Here is a 22535-nt window from a genome sequence, read left to right as displayed (position 1 = left end):
GGGGCGCCCATCGGGCACCCGATACGCTGGGAATGCCGACGCTCAGAAGCCCCCGAGCTGCGCGCTCGGATGCGCGGTGCGCAGCTGGACCAGGGAAGCCAGGCAGCTCTGCCACTCACCCTTCGCCATGGAGCCGGTGAACTCACCGAGCACCGGCGCGATGACCCGGGCGAAGCTCTCGTCCTCCAGGCCCAGGTCCCGCACCAGCTCGATGACCCGGCGCTTGGCGACGCTGGCCGACAGGCGCTTCTGCACCTCGCCCTCGCGCGCCTCCTTGGCGCGGCCCGGGGGCAGGCCGAAGAGCATCTTGCGCAGGAACTCGCGCAGGGCCGGCACGTCCGCGAACGGCGCGCCTCCACCCGTGGCGGGGGCCTCCTTCGCGCCCGCGGGCTTCCACCCCTCCGGCAGGTGCGTGGGGCGGTGCTTCTCCCAGAGCAGGCGCACCGCGAACAGGCCCACCTCGCGGTCCGCGCTCTGCATCAGCCACGTGAGCCGCTCGGCGCCGCCCAGCCTGGCGTAGTGCCGGCGGATGAGCTCCACCGCCACCTCGCGCGTGCTGCGCTTGGTGCTCTCCGTGAGGGAGAAGACCTTCACGGGGTCCAGCTCCTCGGGGTGCAGCACGTAGCGGGCGTCCGCGCCCTCCTCCCCCGCGCGCAGGAGCGCGTCGTAGGCCAGGTTGCGGACCTCCTTCGCCTCGGCGTCCGCCAGCTCGTACACCCGCGTGTGCCAGCCCCACGCGCGCAGCTCCGCGCGGGTGACGGCGAGCGCGAAGCGGCGCACGTCGTCGCGCGCGTCGAACAGCGCGGGCCACAGCTTCTCCGGCGTGTACGCCTTGCGAGGCGCCTTCGGCTTGATTTCGTAGGACTTCGACTCCGGCTGCTCCGGTCCGATGATGGGGTGGTGGCAGCGCAGGTACGTCTGCGCGAACGCGCGCACCGGCACCGGCTGCTTGGCGCCCAGCGCCAGCTCGAACAGGCGCTCCAGGCCCGCCGCCGCGTCTCCCGTGTCGCTGAAGTCCGCGGGCGCCACGTACTCGAGCAGGTAGCGGTGCGCGAAGTCGTGCAGCGTCGGGTCCGCGCGCCGCGCCAGCGCCAGCAGCCAGGGCACCGTGAGCTGCCGCGCGGTGAACAGCTTGCGGTTGCCCAGGAGCGCCAGCGCCACGTGCCGGTGCTTCGCGCTGAAGACCAGGCCCTTCACCTTCTCCACGTCCAGCCCCGGCAGGCTGTCCGCGCGCTGCAGCCACGTGGCCACCTGCGCGCCGATGCGCGGGTGCGCCGCCTTGTCCAAGAGCCACTCCGGACCGATGGCCGCCGGCGCGTACGACGACAGCGCCTTCACCACCAGGCCCTCCACCGGGTACGGCTTCTTCGTCAGCCGCGGGTCCTCCAGCAGCTCCTTCCAGAACGCCACCGGCATCTCCCCGGCCGCGTACTTGGACTGCACGTACCCCTTGGCCCAGTTGAGCTGCTCGGAGGTGCCCAGGTACATGTCCCGCAGGAAGCCCGCCGTCAGCTCCGCCCGGTCGAACGACTGCTCCAGCGACTTCGCCGCGAAGCCGGCCGTCGCCTTGTAGGGCAGCAGCCGCCCCAGCAGCTCCATCCCCAGCTCACGCGGGTTGCGCTTCTCCAACGTGGCGGCCGCGAAGGCCTTCACGTCGTTCTCACCCTTGGCCACCAGCTCCACCAGTCGCTCGGCGGACAGGTCCTGCGCGTGCGCCCGGGCGTACTCGATGGCGTACGTGCGCGCCCTGCCACTGGGTGACATCAGCAGCGCGATGACCGCGTCGTGCAGGCCCAGCTCGCGCAGCTTGCTCTGGTGGAACTCAGGGGAGCCCTGCAGCGTCTCCACCAGGAAGTCGTGGGCGCTGGCAAGCGGACGACGCGCCAGCCGGTCCAGCCACGCGGGCGTCACCTTGCGCAGGCTCTCCGGGAAGTCCTTGCGCAGGCCCTGGATGGCGAAGCGCGCGGCGGGGTCCGACAGGCACGTGTCGAGCAGCCGCATCAGCGCGTCCGGCGAGCGCTTCCACGCCTCCGTGAAGGCGCGCTGCTTCACCATGTCGCCCGGCGGCTGGATGCCGAAGGAGCCGCCCGTGTAGTTGCCCGTGCCGTGCGCCCAGATGTGGTTGGCCACCCAGACGGAGTACCAGGACGTGTCCTCCTGGTAGTGGCGCAGCACCTCCACGGCGAACTGCGGGTACAGCTCCGGGACGGCGGCGCCCAGGTGGCGCAGGTAGCGCCACGCGCGGCGGCGCAGATACTGGAGCGTCCCGCCGGAGACCTCGTGCTTGTAGGACTGCCGGCGCTCCACGTCGAAGCGCCAGGCGAGCACGCCGAACAGCTCCGCGTCGTGGTTGGCCTCGGCCAGCTTGTAGATGCGCTTGAGCCCGCCCCACAGGCCGAACTTCAGGTCCGCGGTGGCCGCCAGCTCCAGCAGCACCGCGCGCGAGGCGTTGGTGTTCTTGCGGTACAGCGACACCAGCAGGTCCGCCAGCGCCAGCCGCGCGGGCTGGGGCACGTCCTTCTGGGCCAGGAAGCGCTGCCACGCGTCCGCGGAGGCCTCGCGGCGTCCAGCGCTGTCGTAGCGGGCCTGCGCCTGGGCGAGCGAGCGCAGCAGCTTCTCGAAGGTGAAGGCGTCCTTCGGCGGGGCCTTGCCTTCCTCCGGCTCCGGCTCCTGCTGCTCGAGGAGGGCAAGCATGGCATCGGCCAGGTCCGGCGACTCCGCCTGGGCCAACCGCTCGAGGTCTGCTGCGTTCAGCGCGTCGCTCGTCGACATGGGCCAGGGGACTTAGCACAGGACGCCACTGCTGGCAGTGTGCGCACGCCTGGGTCCTGGACTTCTCGCTTTCGGATGTTCCGCGAGTCGCAGGAAGCCGTTAATCCACGATGTCCGCGCCGGCGCCGAACAGCGAGCGATTCTTGCGGTTGTCGAAGTACGTCAGGTCCACCAGCAGCGCGGTGGCCAGCACCAGTTGACGCAGCCGGCCGTCGGTGCACGAAGGCTGGAATTCCAGGCGGAAGTTGTCCGCGTCGCTGAAGGTCTCCTGCAAGAGGCCGCTCCACTTCTTGCGGATGACCGCCACCTCCTCGCCGCGCTGGAGGATTCGGAACGTCCACGGCTTCAAGAACGGCCCCTCCACCGAGGCCAGCACCGCGCCGGTGGATGACACGATGTCGAAGCGCCGACCGAACAGGCGCAAGCGCTGGACGATGTCCCCCATGGGGCGGCCGTCCCACGCCGTCACCTCCGCGCGGGCGAAGAAGAGGTGCCAGGGCAGCTCCACCGCCATCGCCAGCGTGCCGCCCAACGTCATGCACTCCAGCCGGGCGCGGTAGAAGGGCCAGAAATTTCGCGCGAGCCGCGACATCCAGCCCTCGCCCGTCTCGCCCACGTACACGGTGCCCCGGCCGTCCTCGCCGCAGACCTCGTACTTGTTCTTCCCCTCCCAGCCGATGAGGATCTCCAGCGCCTCGCGGAACTGGCGCATGCGCAGCGAGGTCGCCGTCAACACGGCCTCCAGCGCCAGCCGCAGCTCCAGGCTCATGTAGCGCGGGTCTCCCGGAGGCCCCTTGCCCGCGAGCGCCGGCGCCAGCTCCTCGGGAGCGGTGGACAGCGCGTCCTGTGGCTCGGAGCGTGCCTTGCGCGCGCCCCAGTCCAGCTCCAGCTCCGAGTCGGTGCCCCACCCTGGCTTGTCACCCATGGAAGCAGGGCTTAAGCGGCATCCCGCGCGGGCGCAAACGAGGGCGCGGGCCTCACTCCGCCTCCGAATCCTCCACCACCTCGATGGGCGCCAGGGCGCGCCACGTGGGCTGGACGTCGAGCGCGACGACGCCGCTCGCGGGCAGGTCCACCTCGCCCCGGTGGACCTGCTCCCGGCGCGTGTCGAAGTTCATGCTGGTGAAGAAGAACGTGTAGTGCCCGGCGGACAGCTCCTCGAAGCGGGTGTCGGTATAGGGCCAGGATGGGACCGCCAGCCTCCGGCCGAGCTGCTCCAGCTCCAGCAGCGACTTGGGCAGCGGCACGTCGCCGGGGAACAGGTAGGTGTTCAGGAGGGCCACGCGCTCGGTCATCATCATCGCGCCCCGCTCGGGGAGGTTGAGCTTCAGCGTCGTCGCCCCCGCCATCTCCTGGAAGTGGAGCACCTTGCGCTCGTCGGGGCCCAGGCGCACGCGCTGGGGGAGGAAGCGCACGGAGTCACCCTGGAAGTTCGTGTCCTCCTGGGGCGCGACGGCATACTCGCCGGGCGGCAGGCCGGAGACGCGGAACGTCCCAGTGCCCCGGTCCACGTCCAGGGAGTCCTCGGGGGAGAGCACGTTCACCACCTGGACGTCGGTGTCCACGGGGCGGCCCTCGCGGTCCTTCACGGTGCCCTCCAATCGCGCGCCCGCGGACACGCGCAGCTCCAGCGGCGCGCTGCCGTCGCCCACCTGCTCGCTGCGAGGCAGGTAGTCCGGATGGGTGAGCGTCAGCACGAGCGGCCCCGCCTCCAGGGGCGGCAGCTCGAAGGTGCCATCCGCGCGGGTGATGGCCGACGCGAGCGAGGGCGGTCCTTCGTCCATGTCCCCCGAGTCCTCGCCCCGACGCGCCTCGGCGCCGGGTGACTTCACGTCCACCTCCAGGCCCACCACCGGCGCGGAGGTCCTCGCGTCCAGCACGCGGCCGCGCAGCCGTCGCCCGGCCTTGAGCACCACGTCGCCCAGGTCCAGGTCCTGGCCCCGGATGACCTCCACCTGGCGCACCACGCGCGTGAGCCCCGGGGCCTCGAGCGTCAGCCAGGTGGTGCCCGGCTGCTCCACGGGCACCTGGAAGGCGCCGTTGGCGTCGCGGTAGGGCACGTCATCGATGTTGAAGCGGGTGATGGGCGTGCGGTCCTCGCGCACCAGGCGCCCGCGGACTCCGCCCACGTAGCGCACCACCAGCTTCAGGTCCGTCACGCCCGCCTGCGCCTGCACGCCCGAGACGCGCCGGGTGTCGTCGACGTCCGGCGTGTCCGAGCCGCGCAGCGCGTAGCTCGCCATCGTCAGGTCCACGCGGTAGCGCCCGTTCGACAGGTGCTCGAGCGTGAAGCGCCCCTGCTCGTTGGATTGGGCCTGCGCGGGAGGAGGCAGGGGCGCGTGGTGTCCGAACCGTCGCCGGCTCGAGTCGTCGGGCTCGGTCAGCGGATAGGCGAAGATGCTCGCGCCAGGCAGGGGCGTGCCCGCCTCGTTCACGACGAGCCCCGCGATGGACAGGCCTCCGTCCATCCGCATCGTCACCGTCTTCGTCTCGGTGCCCGTCACCGTCACGTCGACCGAGACATCGCCCACGCCGCTGTGCTCGAGCGAGGCGCGCAGGATGAACCGGCCCGGTGGCACGCCCTCCAGCTGGAAGGCGCCCTGCGCGTCGCTGCGCACCCAGATGGGCACGGGCTCCTCCTGGCCCACGGGCCTCAGCGTGATGGCCACGTTCGGAATCGGGGCGTCCTTCAGGTTCACCACGGTGCCCACCACGCGCGCGCCCCGCTGCATCACGACGCGCACGTCCCGCGCGGGCGCCTCCACCTCCAGGGTGGTCTCGAGGAACCCCGTCACATTGGGCGAGAGCCGGTAGAGGCCGGGCGAGGGGAGGTTGAGCACGAAGCGCCCCGTGTCATCCGTCGCCGCGTCGATGACCGGCCCATCCGCGAAGGGCGCGTCCGGGTCCCCATGCTCCAAATCGTGCGGCTTGCCGTCGCGCCGGCCCTTGGGCTGACGCAGCCACTTCATGGCGGAGAGGGTGACCTCCGTCAGCGGTGTGCCCGCCTCATCGACCACGAGGCCCTCCACGACGAAGGCGCGCTCCATGGTGAGCTCCACGGGCGGTGTGCGGTGCGTGACTTCCACCACCGTGGTCTCGGTGGGCAGGAAGCCCTTGGCCGACACCGTGAAGTGGTGGGTGCCCAGCGTCGCCTCTTCCAGCTCGAAGCGCCCGTCCGCTCCCGTGAGGGCCTCCGTGCCGTAGTAGACGGTGCCACGGGAGTTGGCCAGCACCGTCGCGCCCTCGATGGGCTGCCCCGCGGTGTCGCGCACCGAGCCCGTCACCCGCACGAGCGTGCCCAGGCGCACCGTCACCTCCACCTCGGACTGCTCCTCGTCGAGCGTCGCCTCCGCCTGGCCCTGTTGCTGTCCGTGGCGGGCCTTCAGCACGTAGTCGCCCGGAGGCAGCCCCTCCAGGGTGAAGCGCCCGCGCGCGTCCGTCTCGGCGGTGACGCCGGTGTCCACGGCCTCCACGAGCGCGTTGGCGACGGGCCGCTCATCCTCGAGGAGGACCTGACCGACGATGCTGCGGGGTCGGTGGAGCACGATGTCCTCCGCCTCGAGCGCATCGGGGGAGGTCTCCCTCATGCACGAGCCCACCAGCTGGTCGTCGTCCACCTGGAGTCCGTAGGTGCTCGCCGGCAGCGGGCCCAGCGTGAAGCGGCCGTCGCTGTCGCTGGTCGTCTGGAAGAAGCGCGAATGCTCGGTGTGGAAGAGCGTCAGCTTCGAGCCCACCACGGGGCGCAGGGCCTCGTCCACGACGCGGCCGGCGAAGACGACGCTTGGCTCGAGGACCAGCTCCACGTCCTCCGTGCCCGTCGTCACCTCCGTGGCCAGCGCGGCGCCCTTCGCGCTCACGGCCCACAGCGCGACGGTGCCCTCGGGGAGGTTCTTCACCTCGAAGGTGCCATCCGCATGGGTGGTGACGCGCGCCACCACGGGCGTGTCGCCGCGGCCCGCCTGGATGAGGTCGCGCAGGGCGGCGAGCATGTCCAGGTCCTCACACCCAGGCGAGGAGAGCGGGAGGTCGACGTCCTCGCCGCAGGGGCGCAGCGAGAGCGACTCGCCGGGAAGGGCGCGCGAGACGGAGAGCTCCACGCCCGAGGCGGGGCTCCTGTCGGCGGCGAGCACGCGGCCCCGGAGGCTCAGCGTCCCGCGTGTCTGGGCCAGCGGCGCGTGGGTGAAAGGGGTGACGGAGGCCGGCGAGGTGGCGGGCTCGGAGGGCGAGTCCCGGAGGAGGACGAAGGCCACGCCCGCGCCCAGGGTGAGCACGGCGAGCGTGAGCGCCAGCACCAATGGCCTTCGCATGGTTCCCTCCCCGTCGGAGGCCCACGGTAGCAGGGCTTCCGGCAGGAAGTCGCCGGGGGCTCAGGCGCGGGCGGGGAGCGCTTCCAGGCGGGCCTTCTCGGCGACGATGAGGTCGCGGACGTGCTCACGCAGCGCGGCGACGTCGTGGAAGCCCGAGGGGTCCACCGGAGGCATCACCTGCACGTGGCAGTGCGCGGAGGTCTCCAGCACCAGGCCGTGCTTGGGCAGGGTGCGCGCGGTGCCGGTGAGGACGATGGGGATGATGGGGCACTGCGTCTTGAGGGCGAGCGCGAAGGCGCCGTCCTTGAAGGGCTTGAGCTGTCCGTCCTCGGAGCGGGTGCCCTCGGGGAACATGAGGATGGGGACGCCGCGCGCGAGCCACGCCTCGGACTGGGCCAGCATCTTCAGGATGCTCGCCTTGTCGCCACGCACCAGCGGCACGTAGCGGTTGAGGTGCATGTTCCAGCCGATGAGGGGCAGCTTGAAGTTGGCGGCCTTGGAGACCCACTTGAAGGGGCGGTACAGGCCGAAGAGCACGAGGATGTCGCCGAGCGACTCGTGGTTGGACACGAGCACCGCGGCGCCCTTCCACGGCAGGTGCTCGCGGCCGTCCACCTTCAGGTGCCACAGCGGATTGACGTAGAAGTAGAGCTGCGCCCAGAAGCACGAATACAGGTGCAGCACGCGCCCGTTCCGGTCGAAGGGCGTGGTGAGCGCCCACACCACGACGGCCCCGAGGAAGAGCAACAGGCTGGAGATTCCGAGGAACGCCCAGAAGACGATGGAGAACAGGAGTCGAATGGCGCGCAGTGTGCCACAGGCCCGGGAGGGAGATAGCGGGGAGTTGGGCGCGCCTGTCATCCCGCTCTGCGCGCGGTGGAGGCGTCGTGGGAGTCGAGCACGAGCAGGCGCGCGCCCTCGGCCTCGAACAGGGTGCGCAGCCAGGGGTGGCAGGTGAAGGCGATCACCTGCTGTTGCTCGGCGAGTCGGGCGAGCAGGTGGATGGCGCCTCGGGCCCGCGTGGGGTCGAAGTTCACCAGGATGTCATCCACGATGAGCGGCAGCGCGCCCCGCGTCTCTCCGAAGTCGCGCACCACGGCGAGCCGGAAGGCGAGGTAGAGCTGCTCCCGGGTGCCGCGTGAGAGCTGGTCCGCGGACCAGTCGCGCTGGCCATCGCTGACGCGCAGCTCGCGCTCGTCGCCGGCGGGGATGAACACGCGGCGGTAGCGGCCCTCGGTGAGCAGGGCGAAGTGCTCGGAGGCGAGCTGCACCACGCGGGGCTGTTGCTCCTCCTCGAAGCGCTGTCGGGCGCGGTTGAGCAGGGCGAGGGCCAGCTTGTCCTCGGCGTAGCGGGTGGCGAGCTCGGCGACCTTCGCGCGGAGCGTCTCCTCCTGGATGCGCAGGCGCGAGAGCAGGTCGTCGTTCTCCCACTGTTCGAGCTGGTTCCGCGTGGCGCCCTGCTCGGTGAGGACGTCCTTGAGCTTCGACTGTGCTTCCGAGTGTCGCGAGCGCACCTGTTCCAGGGTGATGCGCAGTCCCTCCGCGCCGCCGAGGGAGCGGAGCGCCTCGCGGACCTGTGCGTCGGAGAGCCCGGTGCGGGCCTCGATGCGCTGGGCCAGCTCACGGGTCTGTCGGACGAGCTCGGCGTAGCGGCGGGCCTGCACGGCCCGACGGCGGAAGGTCTCCTCGTCACCGCCGCCACCTTCGTGGAGCAGGGCGGCGAGCGCGGCGTCCTCGGACTGGCGGAGGGTGTCGAGGCGCGCCTTCTCTTCACGCAGCTCGCGACGACGTTCGTCCACCGCGCGCCGCTCGGTCTCGCGCTCACGGGCCGCGTCGAGGGCGGAGGTCACGCTCGCGACGAGTGACTCCGTGGTCCTGGCGGAGAGGAGGTCTTCGTCGTGGAACGGAGTGCTCGTCGGAGGGACGCGAGCCGCGCGGAGGCCCCGCGTACTGGAGACCGTGAGGAGCGTCGCGGACGAGAGGGCTTCGGTCGGCGCGTCGCGGTTCGACGAGTCCGCGGTCGCGAACGAAGCGTTTCGCGAGGACGTGTGTGAGTCCACCGTCCTGGTGAAGTGAGGAGTGTCTTCGTGAGTCGGAGCGCCGTCGTGCGACGCTGGGTTCGTCAGCTCGTGGGGGCGCTCCGTGCCGTGCGCGAGCCTCACGGGCGTATTCAGGGACAAGGAGCCGGTCGGTGCATCGCGGCCCGACGAGCCAGAGACCGCATGGGTGCGCAGGGACGTGTTCGTGAACAGCCCCTGCGTCAGCTCATGAAGCCGCGTCACCACCGCCGCGCAGGTGGCCTCATCCGTACTGACAGCCGCGTCCTCGGCGCTCACGTCCTGCCAGCGCTGCCGGAGCGCGGAGGCATCCCGCCACAGCGTCAGCGCCGCGGGCGCGGGCAGGCCCGAGGGGAACTTCCGTGACGCCAGACACACCGCGAGCTCGGCGTTGAGCGTCGCGATTCGCCCCTCATGTCCACGCAGCGTCTCGCCCGCCTGACGTTCATCGCGCGAGGCCACGTCATGGCTGGCGCGCAGCGTGTCCCGCTCGCGCAGCAGCACCTCGCGCCGTCCCGCCTTCTCCAGCAGGTCCGCCAACAAACCCTCGCGCACGGTGATGTCCGCGAGCGTCGCCAGCGGCGCGAGCCCCGCCTCCATCGACGCCGTGAGCAGCTCCCGATGAAGCACCTCCTCGCGAGCCGCCAATCCCGCGAGCGTCGCGCGAAGCCGCTCCTCCGTTTGCTGCCGCTCACGCAGCCGGGCCGCCTGGGCCGCGCGCTCCGCATCGCGAGCCGACTCCACGCGCCGCCGAGCCACTTCCACCAATCCGGTGAGCAGCAATCCACCCGCGAGGCACATCGCCCCCGCCGCCGTCCCACCCATCAACCACGCACCCACCGCCAGCGCCACCACGATGGCGGCGGCCGCCGGCACCCACCACACGGGAATCACCGCGACGTTCGGCGCCCCGGGGCCCACTCCGGAATGGCGAGAGCCCTCGAGCTGTCGTCGGGTCTCCTCCTTCTTCTCCCCCAATCGCTCCAGCTCACCGCGCACTTCGCGCATCCGACGCGAGCCCGCCTGTTGTTGCCGGACATGCGAGGGCCGCACATCCGGCAGCTCCGCGAGCTCCGACTCCAATCGCCCGAGCACCCCATCCAGGCGCTCCCGCTCGGAGCGAGCCCGCCCCCAGGCGGCGAATGAATCCTTCCGTCCCGTCTCCTCCGCCTCCAGGCGCGTCGACAGTGACTCCAGCCCCGCGCGAGCCCCCGCGCTCAAGTCGAGTCCCATCAACCCCGCGCCATCGACGCCGAGGCCCAGCTCCTCCAGCGACATCTCCACCTGACGCCTCTTCACCCGCAGCGCCGCGCGCCGGGCCGGCAACGCTCGAATCCTCTCCGAGTACTCCGCATACGAGGCCACCGCCGCGCGCAGCGCCTCCTCCCGCCCATGCACCGGCGAAGGCGCCGACAGCCGCTCCAGCTCCGCCTCCGTGGACGACAGCTTCTCCACGAGCCGCGCCACGTCGCCGCGCTGGTTGCGACCGCGCTGGAGCGCCTCCTCCAGTCGTGTCTCGCCGCCCTCGGGGAAGGTCTCCAGCGCCGGCAGTCCCTCCAGCTCCGCCCGAGCCTCCCCCAGCGCCGTGACTTCACTCAACGCCGAGGACAGTCGTTCCAGCCGCTCCAACTCGCGACCATCCTCCTGGACCCGCGTCTCCAGCCGGACGAGCTCCCCACCCAGCGCCTCCCATCGCTCGCGCTTCGCGAAGTAGAGCGCGGGCCGGTTCCCCTGCTCACGAAGTTGTTCCTGAACCTCCTCCAGCTCACGGAGCTTCACGTTCAGCTCGGGGTTCGTCCCACTCGGCTTGTAGAGCCGCTCGGCGCTCTTGCTCAGCGCGGACATCGCCTCGGGCAATCGCCGGGCCCCGCGCATGCTCGCGGCCACCAACGCATCCGAAGCGCCCCGAGCCTCCGTGAGCTGCTCGAAGCCCGCGAGCTCCTCCAGCCGGAAAGCGAAGACATCGAAGTACAGCTCCCGCGAGACATGTCCCCGCGCGTCCTTCAGGCGCTCCTCGGACAGCGGCTCGCCGTCGGGCCCGAGCACCGTCAGGCTCTCGGCCTTGCGTCCCTTGGGCGTCGCCATGCGCCGCACCGTCAGCGGCCCCGTCGCCGTGAAGAGCCGCAGCTCACCGCCGAAGGGCGTGTCCTCCTCGGAGGGCGCATACCGCTCCGGATGCCCACGCTTCTCGAAGCCGAACAACATGGCCCGAAGGAATGCGAGCAGCGTGCTCTTGCCCGCCTCGTTGGGCCCGTACATCAGGTGCAGTCCGGGACCCAGCTCCAGCGACAGCTCGGAGAAGTGTCCGAAGCGTCGCACCCGCAGCGAGTCGATGCGCAAGCCCGGCTTCATGCCCCGTCCTCCTCGTGCAGCGCCTCGACGCCCAGCAGGCTCGCGCGGGACACCCACTCCTTGCGAGGCGTCTCCAGCACATCCACCCCCAGGCGCTTCAGCTTCTGCCCCAGGCTGCCGAGCGCCTCCTCGTCCCACAGTCGCGTCAGCTCGCTCGGGTCCTCCTCCAGCGCGCGAGCCTCCTCCAACAGCGTGCGAGCGAAGCCGCCCTCCGCCGTGAGCGCATCCCAATCCAGCTCGGGGCGACTCGAGTCCCGCAGCGACTCCAGCAGCACCGGTGGATGTCCCGCCGCCAGCTTCGCGCGCAGCCCTTCTTCCAACTGCGAGAGCGCCCCCGGTCGAGCCAGCTCCCGGTGCAGCGGACCGCGCCCCGTGAGCACCACGCGCACCGCGTGCCCGTCCAGCTCATGAGCACACGCCGCGTCCACGGCCTCGCTCAGCGTCCCCATCAATCCATCCAGCGTGGCCACGCCGGTGAGCGGCACCTCCACCCGATGCCAGCGCACCGTGTCCACGGGCACGAAGCGCCGCCGCGTCCCACGGTCCTCCACCTCCACCAGCACGCAGCCTCGCTCACCGGTCTCCAGCACGTGCCGGCCCTGCGGATTGCCTGGGTACACCGCGAGCCCGCCGCCGGGGAGCGCCAGCTCGCCGCGCGTGTGCACATGTCCCAGCGCCCAGTAGTCCAGGTCGCGCGAGCCCAGGCCCGCGGGGGTGCAGGGGGCATAGTTCGCATGGCCCTCGGCGCCGCCCAGGTTCGCGTGCAGCAGGCCCACGCTGAAGCCCTCGCTGGTGCGACGGAAGCGCGAGGACAAGTCATCACGCACCTCCACGTCGGGATACGAGATGCCCTGCACGCGGCACAACCGGCGGCCCTCGCGCCGCACCTCGACCTCCTCCCAGTCCGGGCCGAAGACCTTCACCGAGGACGGCAGTCCGAGCGTGCCCGTGTCACCGCTGAGCGGATCATGATTCCCGTGGACGATGAATGCCTCGATGCCCGCGACGTGCAGGCGCTCCAGCTCGCGACGCAGGGCGAGCCGCGCGCGCACGGAGCGGTCCTTCACCTCGAACAAATCCCCGGCGAGCAGCAGGAAGGCGACGCGCTCGCGCAGGCACAAGTCGACGATGCGCGCCAGGGCGCGGAAGGTTGACTCCTGGAACCGGGTCAGCAGCGGGCCGTGGGCTGCGATGCCGCGGAAGGGAGTGTCCAGGTGCAGGTCGGCGGCGTGGACGAACTTGAAGTGCATGGCGGGCCCCGCACCGTACCTGAAGCACGGCGCGGCTCTCGTTTCCAGCCCGCAGACGCACGCGCGATGTCCAACAGCCGCGAGGCGACTAGTCCTGGGTGACGTCGAGCCTCCGCCACGCGAGCTGTAGCGTGCGAGACATCGTGCCACTCGCGGGGATGTCCAGCTCCTCGGTGTGGTAGCGGCCGAGCGCGTCGGGCGTGAGGAAGAAGACGGTGACCCTGCCCTGTGGGACATGAGCGAACACCACCTCGGTGTCCCCCACCTCGTAGAAGCCGGGGATGCCCTGGAACATGACCTGGCGGAGCGCGGCGGGGCTCGTGGGCGGAGGCACGCTGCCGGGCACCAGCGCCATGTCCACGCCCTGGTCCGTGGGCACGCGCAGCCTCACCGTCACGCCGCCCGTTGCGGGCTTGAACTGCACCGACACCTCGCCGCTCGATGGCACGTCCACCTGCTGTGGCAGGTAGGCCAGGGGACGGCTCTGCTGTCCGCGAGGCTCCAGCCGCAGCGTGTACTTCCCGGGGTTGAGCGCGCTCGCTTTCCCAGCGCCGTTCTCCAGGACGATGGAGCCCTCGGAGCCCGCGCCCTGATAGGTGACGAAGCCGTTGGCCTTCTTCCCCTGCGCATCGCGCGCCGTCACGTTCAGCCGCGCGCCGGGGTCCATGCGCACCGTCACCTCGGTCTGCGTGGCGTTGATGGAAACCAACTGCTCGCGGTAGCGCTCGAGCAGGGCCAGTCGGAGCGTGAGCGGGCGAGCCTCCAGCTTGCCCAGGTCGAAGCGTCCGTCGCGGTCCGTGGTCCTCAAGACGAGCTGTCGCGGGAAGTTGTCGCCCTCGTCGCGCAGCTCGCTGTCGAGCGCCACCAGGACATTCTCCGCGGGCTCTCCCGTCGTCGCGTCCAGCACGACGCCCGTGAGCGCGCGGCCCGCCTCGAGCCGGATGTCCCCCAGGTCGACGTCCGCGGACGCCTCGCCGCCCTGCACGGCGCGAGACACGGTGGGCAGCCCCTGCGCGCTGAAGATGAACTGGGTGCGTCCCGCCATGGGGTGGTTGGGGAGCGAGAAGGTCCCGTCATCGGACTCGAGCTGTTGCGCGTTGACGCGGAAGCGCGAGAGGGGCGCGCCATCCGGTCCGACGAGGCGACCTTTGACATGCGAGTGGCGCTTCATCACGAACCGCGCCTGCTGCGTGTCCGCCTGGATGAAGAGATTCTCGGAGCCCGTCGCCGAGGGACTGGAGGAGGGCGTGGAGCGCTCAGGCAACAGGGTGTGACCGAGCTTCGTGGCGGCGAGCCTGTACCCGGTGGCCTCCAGGTGTCGGAGCACCGCGCGTCCGTTCGCGTCCGTGCTGACGCCCGAGGAGAAGTGGTGCATCTCTGAGTGGTACTCCTCGGGAGTGGGGTCCAGCGGCCTGGCGCGCACCAGGGCCTTCTCCACGGGGTTGCCCGAGGTGTCGACGACGAGCACCTCCACGGCGCGCTCGGGCGGCAGTCGCATCGTCACCTTCGCCACGGCGCCATCGCGCACCTCCACCTCGGCCTCGACCTTGCGGTCCACGCTGGGGGAGGCGCGCAGCGCGAAGATGCGGTAGCGCCCGGGAGCGACGCCCTGACGGCGGAAGACGCCCTGGTCATCCGTGCCCATCGTCTCCAGCGGCTCTTGCTCGTCTTCGCCCGCGTCCATCCGCCCCAGGACCACATGGAAGCGCGGCATGGGTTGTCCTCGTGCGTCCAGCAAGGTGCCTTCGACGGTGCCACCGGTGCTCAGCGTCAGCAGGACGTCCTTGGCGGGAGCGGGCGTCGACAGGATGAGCGGGACGAAGCGCTCGCTGAAGGTGCTCACCTTGTAGTCGCCGGGTTCGGTGGCATCGAGCACGAAGGCGCCGTCCTCGGCCGAGTAGGTGCTCTCCTGGGGCTCGAAGTCCTCGGCGTGCTGGACGGGGCGGTGCAGGTCGACCCGGATGCCCGCGAGCGGACGTCCCGAGCCGTCGACGACGCGACCAGTGACGGACGTGGCGCGCGTGAGGGTGAAGTCCTGGGAGCGCATGTTGGAGGACATGACGCGCTCCTCGGCACTGGACATGTCCACGTAGCCGTCGGCTTCGATGGTGAAGTCCCAGCCTCCGGGAGCGACGGGTCCCGCGCGGTAGCGACCATCCGGACCGGTGAGGGTCTCCAGCTCCTCGACGCGTGAGCGGTCGGTGGACCGCAGCTTCACGCGGGCCTTGGCCACGGGGGCGCCCTGGTCGTCGGTGACGCGTCCTTCGACACCGAGCGCCTCTCCGAGGTTCAGCGTCACGGGGGACGAGGGTGTCTTGCCCAGCTCCACCAGGGCGCGTGCGTACTGGCCCGCGTGTTCGGCGGTGAGCCGGTAGTGGCCGCTGCCGGGCTCGAGGGTGAAGCGACCTTGCGCGTCCGTCTTCGCGCGCAGCGGCGGCCTGTCCTCCATGACCTTCTCGCGGGAGGCGAGCACCTCCACGTCCTTCACGGGGGCGCCATTCGAGAGCACGCGGCCGGTGAGCGTGTGTCGGCGGCCCAGGCGGATCTCGTGAGGCGCCTCGCGGAGCTGGAGCCAATCGAGGGTCGGGCTCCAGTCCTGCTTCGCGGCGAGCAGGACGTAGGAGTCGAAGGGAAGGGGGCCGAGCTTGAAGTGGCCCCGGGCATCGGTGGTCGTGTCGAAGAAGCGGGTGTTGCGCCAGCTCGCGAGGGTGATGGCGACGCCGGGCACGGGGGCGCTGTCCTCATCGAGGACGCGGCCTGACATGAACAGCGAGTCGTCGAGCATCAGCGAGACACCGCTGCTCCCGGCGGGCACGCCCATGCGAGTCCCCGCGCCCTGGGAGGAGAGCGCGAGCAGCGTCTGGGGGCCTTCGGGCAGGCCTTCGAGGACGAAGGAGCCGTCCTCGGAGGACAGCGCCTCCGCGTGCACGGGGGCCTCACCCTGACGGGCGAGGAGCAGGGAGACGAGGATGCTCTCGGAGGCGGGCATGCAGTCGACGAGCATCCGAGTCGCCCAGGGCTCCGGGCTGAGCGCGTCGCGACGGGAGAGCAGCTCCTTGGGGCAGGGCGTCGCGGACAGCGTCTCACCGTCCTCGGGCCAGGACGCGGAGACGCGGGCGCCGGCGACGGGCTTGCCCAGCGTGTCCACGACGGTGCCACGGATGGAGAGCCCGGCGCTCGAAGGGGGCAGGGGAGCGGATGTGCGAGGCAGCGCGTCGTGCGCGGCGCGAGCCTGTCCCGCGGGTGCGCGAGGAGTCGCCGAGGGCTCGCCGCTCCACGGCCGCCACACGAGGAGCACGAGGACTCCGATGACGAGGATGCTGCCCCCCAAGAACCACCTGCGCATGCACGAGCTCCGGCTGCTGACGTCGAAGCCTCAGGATAGCAGCCGGAGCCCCACGGACTGCTTCGGGAGTGGAATGTCAGCCCTTCGCGAGCTGCGTGCTCTGCTTTCTGAGATTCAGGGTGAGCTTGCTTGTGTGCCGGTCGTTACGGGCTGGAAGACCACCGAGATGTCTCCCTGCGCGGGCACGTCCACCTGTTGCGGCGGATACGCACCCGGATGAGCGCCTTCCCATCGAAAGGTGTAACGCCCCGGCGCGAGGGCTTGGGTCTCCCACGCTCCGTTCGAGAGCTGCTTGTTCTGTGACGTCTCCATCGATTGGTACAAGAGGCTGCCTTGCGCGGGTTTCCCCTCCGGGTCCATCACCCTCACGTGGACTCGCGCTCCGGGGCTCATCCACACCGAGACCTCTTGTTGTGACGAATCCACCTGGGTCCGCTGCTCCGGATATCGGTCCTCCGTGGTCGAGAGCAGCGTGAGCGGACGGATGCGCACCGGCCCGAGCACGAAGCGTCCCTCCCGATTCGAGAGCGCCTGGAGCTGCAGCTCGGGGTCGGGACTCTCGTCGCTCCCTTCATCGTCGATGCGCACCCGGACACCTGACACGGGGTCTCCCGTCCGAGCATCTCGCACCACGCCGCGAAGCTCGCGGCCCGCCTCCATTCGAATCTCTCCGAGGTCGATATCGGGTCCGTCCCAGCCGCCCTCCACGGTGCGCATGACCTTGGGCAGGCCCTTCACCTGGAAGATGAACTGTTTGTGGAAGGGGCCCTCGTGGTTCGGCACGGAGAACGTGCCATCCGGCGAGGTCACCCATGTGTCGTTGACGAGGAACTTGCGAGGGGGCGCGCCATCGGGACCGACGAGCCGCCCCTGGACATGCGCGCGCCGTTTCATCACCAGTCGAACCTGCTTCACCTCCGCTCCGATGAGGACTTCTTCATCACGCAGGGTTTCTCCCGTGGATTGCTCCGGAAGCAGGACATGCCCCGCCCGGAATGCACTCACGAGATGGTCCGCGTCTCGAAGCCCCTGGACGACGAAGTGGCCCTTCGCATCGGAGACGACTTCGGGGTGCACCTCCATCTCGCATCCTCCGATATGCGCACTCCCCTCGTCGTCCGAAGCGTCTCTTTGGGCCCGGACCAGGATGCGGGCACCTTGGATGGGATTGCCCGAGGTGTCGACGATGCTCCCTTCCAGGGCGTGCTCGACGGGGAGCCGCAAATCCACCTTCGTGACCGCGCCCGCCTGGACCTCCACGAGGGACCAGGCTTCGCGAGTCACGCTGTACGAGGACTGCTCGGCTTTCACCCGATATCTCCCCGGGGCGACGCCTGCGCGCGAGAATCGGCCCCGAAGGTCGGTGTTCGGAGTGTGCAGGGTCTCGTTGGGTTCGTCTCCCTTCAAAGGCGCCAGCACCACCTTGAAGCCTGGCACCGGCAGGCCCCGAGCGTCCGTGAGCGTTCCCTCCACGGAGCCTCCCGTGCTCAAGGTGATGCGAAGGCCCGTCATGGGCGCCCGGACGACGAGGGTCTTCGTGACGACGCGGTGGCTGTACGCGATGAGTTCGAACCTGCCGGGGGACGCCGCATCCAGCATGAATGAGCCGTCCGCGGCCGTGCGGCACGCCACGTACTCTTCTTCGCCGGGGCCGAGGGCTGCCTGCATCAACAACAGCTCCACATTCCCCAGGGGTTGCCCGGCCTCGTCCACCACGTGTCCGGTGATGGTGGCCGCACGTTTCAGCGTGAAGTCCTGGGTGCCTGGGGCCGGAGCCAGGGTGCGATTCTCTCGCTCCCTGCCTACGTAGCCGGGGGCCTGGATTCCGAACGTCCAGTCTCCAGGCTCCACGGGCCCCACGCGATAGCGACCCGCCGAGTCCGTGGTGGTCTCCAGGCGCGTCCACTTCTGTCCTGGTGGGAGCAGGCTCACGCGCGCGCCCGCCACGGCGGCTCCAGACGTTTCGTCGAGCACCGTGCCCTCGACCTGAAGCGCTTCCCCCAGCTCCAGCAGCACCTCGGGAGAGGGAGACGCGCCCAGGGTGACCCGCGCGAGCGCCGACCGCCCTTCTCGCTCCGCGGTGATGAGGAACGAACCGGTGTTCAATTCGAGTTCGAAGCGTCCGCCTGAATCCGTGGTCGCGCGGAAGGGAGGTGTCGTGTTGAACGGCTCCGCCATGACGGCGACCACCTCGACTCCTGCCGCGGGGGCCGCACCGGAAATCACCTGTCCCGAGAGCCTGCGTGAACGGTGCATCCGGACCTCCTCCGGAAGGCCCGAGGAGCTCGTCTGCTTGAGCACGGGGCGCCAACCTTCTTTCGACGCGAGCAGGAGATAGATGTCGTGAGGAACCGGTCCGAGCTTGAACTCACCCCGAGCATCCGTGCGCGCGTCGAAGAACCGCGTGTGCCGCAGGCTGACCAGCGTGAGGGAGACTCCCTCCAGCGGGGCGTCGTCATCGCCCAGCACCTGTCCCTCGATGAGGACGGGCTGTTCCAGCATCAACTCCACGTCCTGACTGCTCGCGGGCACCCCCGTGCGAGACACCGCGCCGTGCTCGGAGAGCGCGAGCAACGCCTGGAGCCCCTCTGGAAGGTCTTCCAGGACGAAGGAGCCATCCTCGGCGGAGAGCGTCTGGGCATGCACGGGGGCTTCGCCCTGGCGCGCGAGCAACAAGGACACCAACATGTCCTCGGTCTGGGGCAGACAGTCCGCGAGGAGCCAGGGAGACGTGGGATTGACATCCGGTGTCGCCCACGAGGGGAGGTCGTTCCGAGGGCAGGGAATCGTCGACAGCGTTTCGCCTTCCTCGGGCCACGACGCGGAGACGCGAGCACGCGCGACGGGCCTGCCCAGGCCATCCACGACGGTGCCTCGGATGGAAAGCCCCGTGCGTGGACGGGGCATTGGCGGAGACCTGCGAGCAAAGGCACCTGACCCCGGTGCGGACACGCTCTGTGCAGCGTCCTCCTCGCCCCGAGTCTCCGAGGGCGCGTCATTCCCCCACAGCACCCAAGCGAGGAGCACGAGCACCCCAGCGGCGATGCCTCCCACAATCCATCCACGCATGACGGGCTCCGGTGGTCCGACGTCCAGGCGTCAGGATTACGACCGGTGCCCCCGCGACTTCCTCACGACTTCTTCATGACTTCCTCACGGCTGTCTCGCGGCGACGCCGAACGTCCGCCAGACGGGCCGCACCAGGTGGGGCATCGTGCCGCTCGCTGGAACGTCCAGCACCTCCGCGTGGTACCGGTCGTCCTCGGGGCCCATGAGGAAGAGGGTCGCCTTCCCTTCGGGGACGTGGGTGAAGGTGAAGACCTGCTCCGTACCATCCACCTCGGCCCGTGCGTCCTGCCCCAGGCTCATCCTCCGCTGGAGCTCCTCGGGACGCTCGGGCAGCGGTGGGGTGCCGTGAACCAATCGCAGGTACGTGTTCTCGTGGAAGGAGACGCGGACCGTCAGCGTGGAGCCCTCGGTCACGGGTTGGAGGAGCACGGACACCTCCCCACTCTCGGGGACCTCCACGGCTTGCGGCAGGTAGTTGAGGACCTGGTCCTTCTTCCGCGCCCCTTCCGCTTTCAGCAGGTAGCGACCCGGAACGAGCCCTCCCATCTCCACGCGGCCCTTCTCCAGGAACACCCGGTCCGAGTATCCCTCGGGCCCCTGGACGGTGACGTTTCCGTCGAGTGGTCCACCCCGGAGGTCCACTGCCTTCAGGAGCATGCGAGCGCCGGGCTTCAGCCGCACCGTCACCTCCTGCTGCGCGGCCTCCACAGTCACTCGCTCCTGACGGTAGACCCCGCGCTGGCTCGCGAGGAGTGTGAGCGTCCCGGTGGTGACGGGCCCCAGCTCGAAGCGCCCCGCTTCGTCCGTCAGGCTGTGCACGGCGGTCCGCTCGTCGACGTGCACCTCCAGGTTGGCGCGAGGCAGGGGCGCGCCCGTCCGTGCATCGACCACCACGCCCCGCAGCCTCCGCCCCGCCCCCAGTCGAATCTCCCCCAGGTCGATATCCGGCCCGTCCAAGCCGCCCTTCACATCGCGCAGCTCCGAGAGCAAGCCCTCCGCCTCGAAGGCGAAGGTGGTGATACCGGGACCCTCACGATTGGGCACCGAGAAGGTGCCATCCTCGGACGTCACCCGAATGGAGTCGACGTTGAACCCGGTGATGGGGGCGCCCTCTGGTCCGACGACGCGTCCCCGCACGTGGGCATGCCGCTTCATCACCAGCCGCACCTGCTTCACGTCGACATCGGCGACGAACAGGCCGTCCTCGAGGGGCGCCCCCGTGGATTGCTCCGGGCTCAACTCGTAGGCCAGGTGCAGGACGGTGAGCGAGTGCTTCTCCAGCCCCATCCCTCGAATCAGGAAGCGTCCGTCCGCGCCAGTCTCGACCCCGTTCGGTGGCCCATGGCGATGGCGTGGATGGACCAGCACCACGCCGCCCTGGGGGCTCGGCGCGAGCGAGTGCGCCCGGACGAAGGCCCCACGGATGGGCGCCCCCGCGCCATCGACGACGATGCCCTCCAGGTTGCGCTGCTCGGCGAGCCGCAGCTCCACCTGCGTCACCTCGCCCTGACGGACCTCCACCTCGGTGGCGGCCTCCTGGTCCACGCCGTCCGTCACCGCCTGGGCCACGATGCGATAGCGCCCCGGAGGAACGCCCTTGCGCGAGAAGCGCCCCTCGGACGTAGGGCCCTGCGCGGTCAGGATGTAGGACGGGTCCTGGGTCGACAGGGGCGCGACGTACACGGTGAACCCTGGGAGAGCCAGGCCCCGGGCATCGGACAGGGTCCCCTCCACTGCGCCACCGGCGCGCAACGTGACGAGCACGTCCCGCGCGGGGGCCGTCATCTTCAGGCGCTCGGTGATGAAGCGATGGGTCTGCGGGATGAGCTCGTAGTCACCGGGAGCCGAGGCGTCCAACACGAACGCGCCGTTTGAATCGGTGAGCGCGGTCTCCTGCGTCTCGTAGTCCACCGGGTCCTCGAGGTCCGCCTGCTCCAGGTTCAGGTGGATGCCCGCGAGGGGATGGCCCGCTTCGTCCACCACGCGTCCGGAGATGGAAGCGGCGCGCTCCAGCGTGAAGTCCTGGCTGCCCGTTCCCGGCCCCAGCTCGACCTCCTTCCCATAGGGAAGGTCGATGTAGCCACGAGCCTCGACGGTGAAGCTCCACGGGCCCGGCTCCACGGGGCCCAGGCGATAGCGCCCATCCGCGCCAGTGGTGGCCTTCAGCTCGCGCTGGGGACGCAGCTGGGCGGTCACCGTCACGACAGCCCCCACCACGGGTTCACGCCGTGCCGCGCCGAAGACCGCGCCCTCGACATGAAAGGCCTCGCCCAGGTTCATCACCACCTCGGGGGGAGACGTCTTCTCCACCGTCACGCGCGTGAGCGCATAGCGCCCATTCCGCTCCGCGGTGAGCACATACGTGCCCGGGTCCAGCTCGACGGTGAAGCGCCCCTCCGGGTCCGTGCGAACCTTCATCGGAAGGTCGCCATCCTCACGGGTCGCGAGGACCTCCACGTCCTTCACGGGTGAGCCCGAGGACAGCACCCGACCGGTGAGCGCGCGTGGCCGCGACATCCGAATCGTCAACGGCTCGTCTTGGTAGAGAGGGTCGGCGAGCACGGCGGGCCAGCCTTCCTTCGTGGCGAGCACGACGTGGCCGCCCGCGAGGAGCGGCCCCACCTCGAAGCGTCCCTGGGCATCCGTGCTCGTGTCGAAGAAGCGCGTCTGCTCGTGGCTCACCACCAGGATGGAGACCGCGGCCATGGGCGCGTCGTCCTCGCCCAGCACCTGTCCCGACACCCGGTGGTGGTGCTCGACCACCAGCTCCACGTGCTCGCTCCCGGAGGGCACGCCCAGGCGCGAAGCCGCGCCCTGCTCGGAGAGCGCGAGCAGCGCCTGCGGCCCCGAGGGCAACCCCTCCAACACGAAGGAGCCGTCCTCGGCGGAGCGTGTTTCCGCATGGACGGGGGACTCGCCCTCACGCGCCAGGAGCAGCGAGAGGACGGTGTCCCGGGTCCTCGGCAGACAGTCCGCGACGTTGTACTGGCGCGTGGTCTCCACGAGCAGCTCCGGGCGGGAGCCGCCCTCCCAGGGGCACGGCAGCGTGGACAGCGTCTGCCCGTCCTCGGGCCACGACGCGGAGACGCGAGCGCCCGACACGGGACGACCGAGCGGGTCCACCACGGTGCCGCGGATGGACAGGCCCGCGCGCGAGGGAGGCTGCGGCGCGGACGTACGAATCCGCCCGGCGCGCTCGGAACGGGTGCGAGCCGCGGAGGGGCGCTCCCGCGTGGGGGCGGACTCCTCGGTGCGCCACCCAGCCCAGGCGAGGAGCACCAACACCCCCGCGATGCACGCCCCCACAATCCACCCGCGCATGAAGACTCCGGCTGACCGACGTCGCGGCGTCAGGATAGCAGCCGGAGCCCACCTCGCGCGG

Annotated in this window: 9 protein-coding genes; all 9 read right to left on the bottom strand. The window is 70.5% G+C overall.

Translation table 11 applies throughout. The features are described from left to right. Positions 1 to 42: 42 nt before the first annotated feature. The 9 genes from LXT21_RS43650 to LXT21_RS43610 all read right to left on the bottom strand — a co-directional run bounded on the left by LXT21_RS43650 (position 43) and on the right by LXT21_RS43610 (position 22474). Positions 43 to 2772 carry a hypothetical protein gene (locus LXT21_RS43650; RefSeq protein WP_254044192.1) on the bottom strand — a complete coding sequence of 910 codons (2730 nt, stop codon included), beginning with the start codon at positions 2770 to 2772 and terminating at the stop codon, positions 43 to 45. Positions 2773 to 2872: 100 nt separating this feature from the next. Further along, on the bottom strand, positions 2873 to 3697 hold the full coding sequence (locus tag LXT21_RS43645) for a phospholipid scramblase family protein (RefSeq protein ID WP_254044191.1): 825 nt from the start codon (positions 3695 to 3697) through the stop codon (positions 2873 to 2875). Between the two features lie 52 nt (positions 3698 to 3749). Beyond that, positions 3750 to 7079, bottom strand: coding sequence for a carboxypeptidase regulatory-like domain-containing protein (locus LXT21_RS43640; RefSeq protein WP_254044190.1), 3330 nt, complete (start codon positions 7077 to 7079; stop codon positions 3750 to 3752). A gap of 60 nt (positions 7080 to 7139) precedes the next feature. Beyond that, positions 7140 to 7826, bottom strand: coding sequence for a lysophospholipid acyltransferase family protein (locus LXT21_RS43635; protein ID WP_254044206.1), 687 nt, complete (start codon positions 7824 to 7826; stop codon positions 7140 to 7142). A 110-nt stretch (positions 7827 to 7936) separates the two neighbouring features. Further along, complete coding sequence (locus tag LXT21_RS43630) at positions 7937 to 11488, bottom strand: AAA family ATPase (protein ID WP_254044189.1); 3552 nt, start codon at positions 11486 to 11488, stop codon at positions 7937 to 7939. Further along, complete coding sequence (locus LXT21_RS43625) at positions 11485 to 12738, bottom strand: metallophosphoesterase family protein (RefSeq protein ID WP_254044188.1); 1254 nt, start codon at positions 12736 to 12738, stop codon at positions 11485 to 11487. Before LXT21_RS43625 ends, LXT21_RS43630 begins: the two co-directional genes overlap by 4 nt. 88 nt (positions 12739 to 12826) lie before the next feature. Beyond that, positions 12827 to 16084 (bottom strand): carboxypeptidase regulatory-like domain-containing protein, encoded by a 3258-nt coding sequence (locus LXT21_RS43620; protein ID WP_254044187.1) that lies wholly within the window; start codon positions 16082 to 16084, stop codon positions 12827 to 12829. Between the two features lie 114 nt (positions 16085 to 16198). After that, a complete protein-coding gene (locus tag LXT21_RS43615) occupies positions 16199 to 18991 on the bottom strand; it encodes a carboxypeptidase-like regulatory domain-containing protein (RefSeq protein ID WP_254044186.1) in 2793 nt (930 codons plus the stop codon). A gap of 246 nt (positions 18992 to 19237) precedes the next feature. Next, the gene (locus tag LXT21_RS43610) at positions 19238 to 22474 is read right to left on the bottom strand and encodes a carboxypeptidase regulatory-like domain-containing protein (protein WP_254044185.1); all 3237 of its coding nucleotides are present in this window, start codon (positions 22472 to 22474) and stop codon (positions 19238 to 19240) included. Positions 22475 to 22535 lie beyond the last annotated feature (61 nt).

The organism is Myxococcus guangdongensis (assembly GCF_024198255.1).
GTDB lineage: Bacteria > Myxococcota > Myxococcia > Myxococcales > Myxococcaceae > Myxococcus > Myxococcus guangdongensis.
The sequence above is the reverse complement of the archived record's forward strand: the minus strand, read 5'-3'. Positions and strand labels throughout refer to the sequence as shown.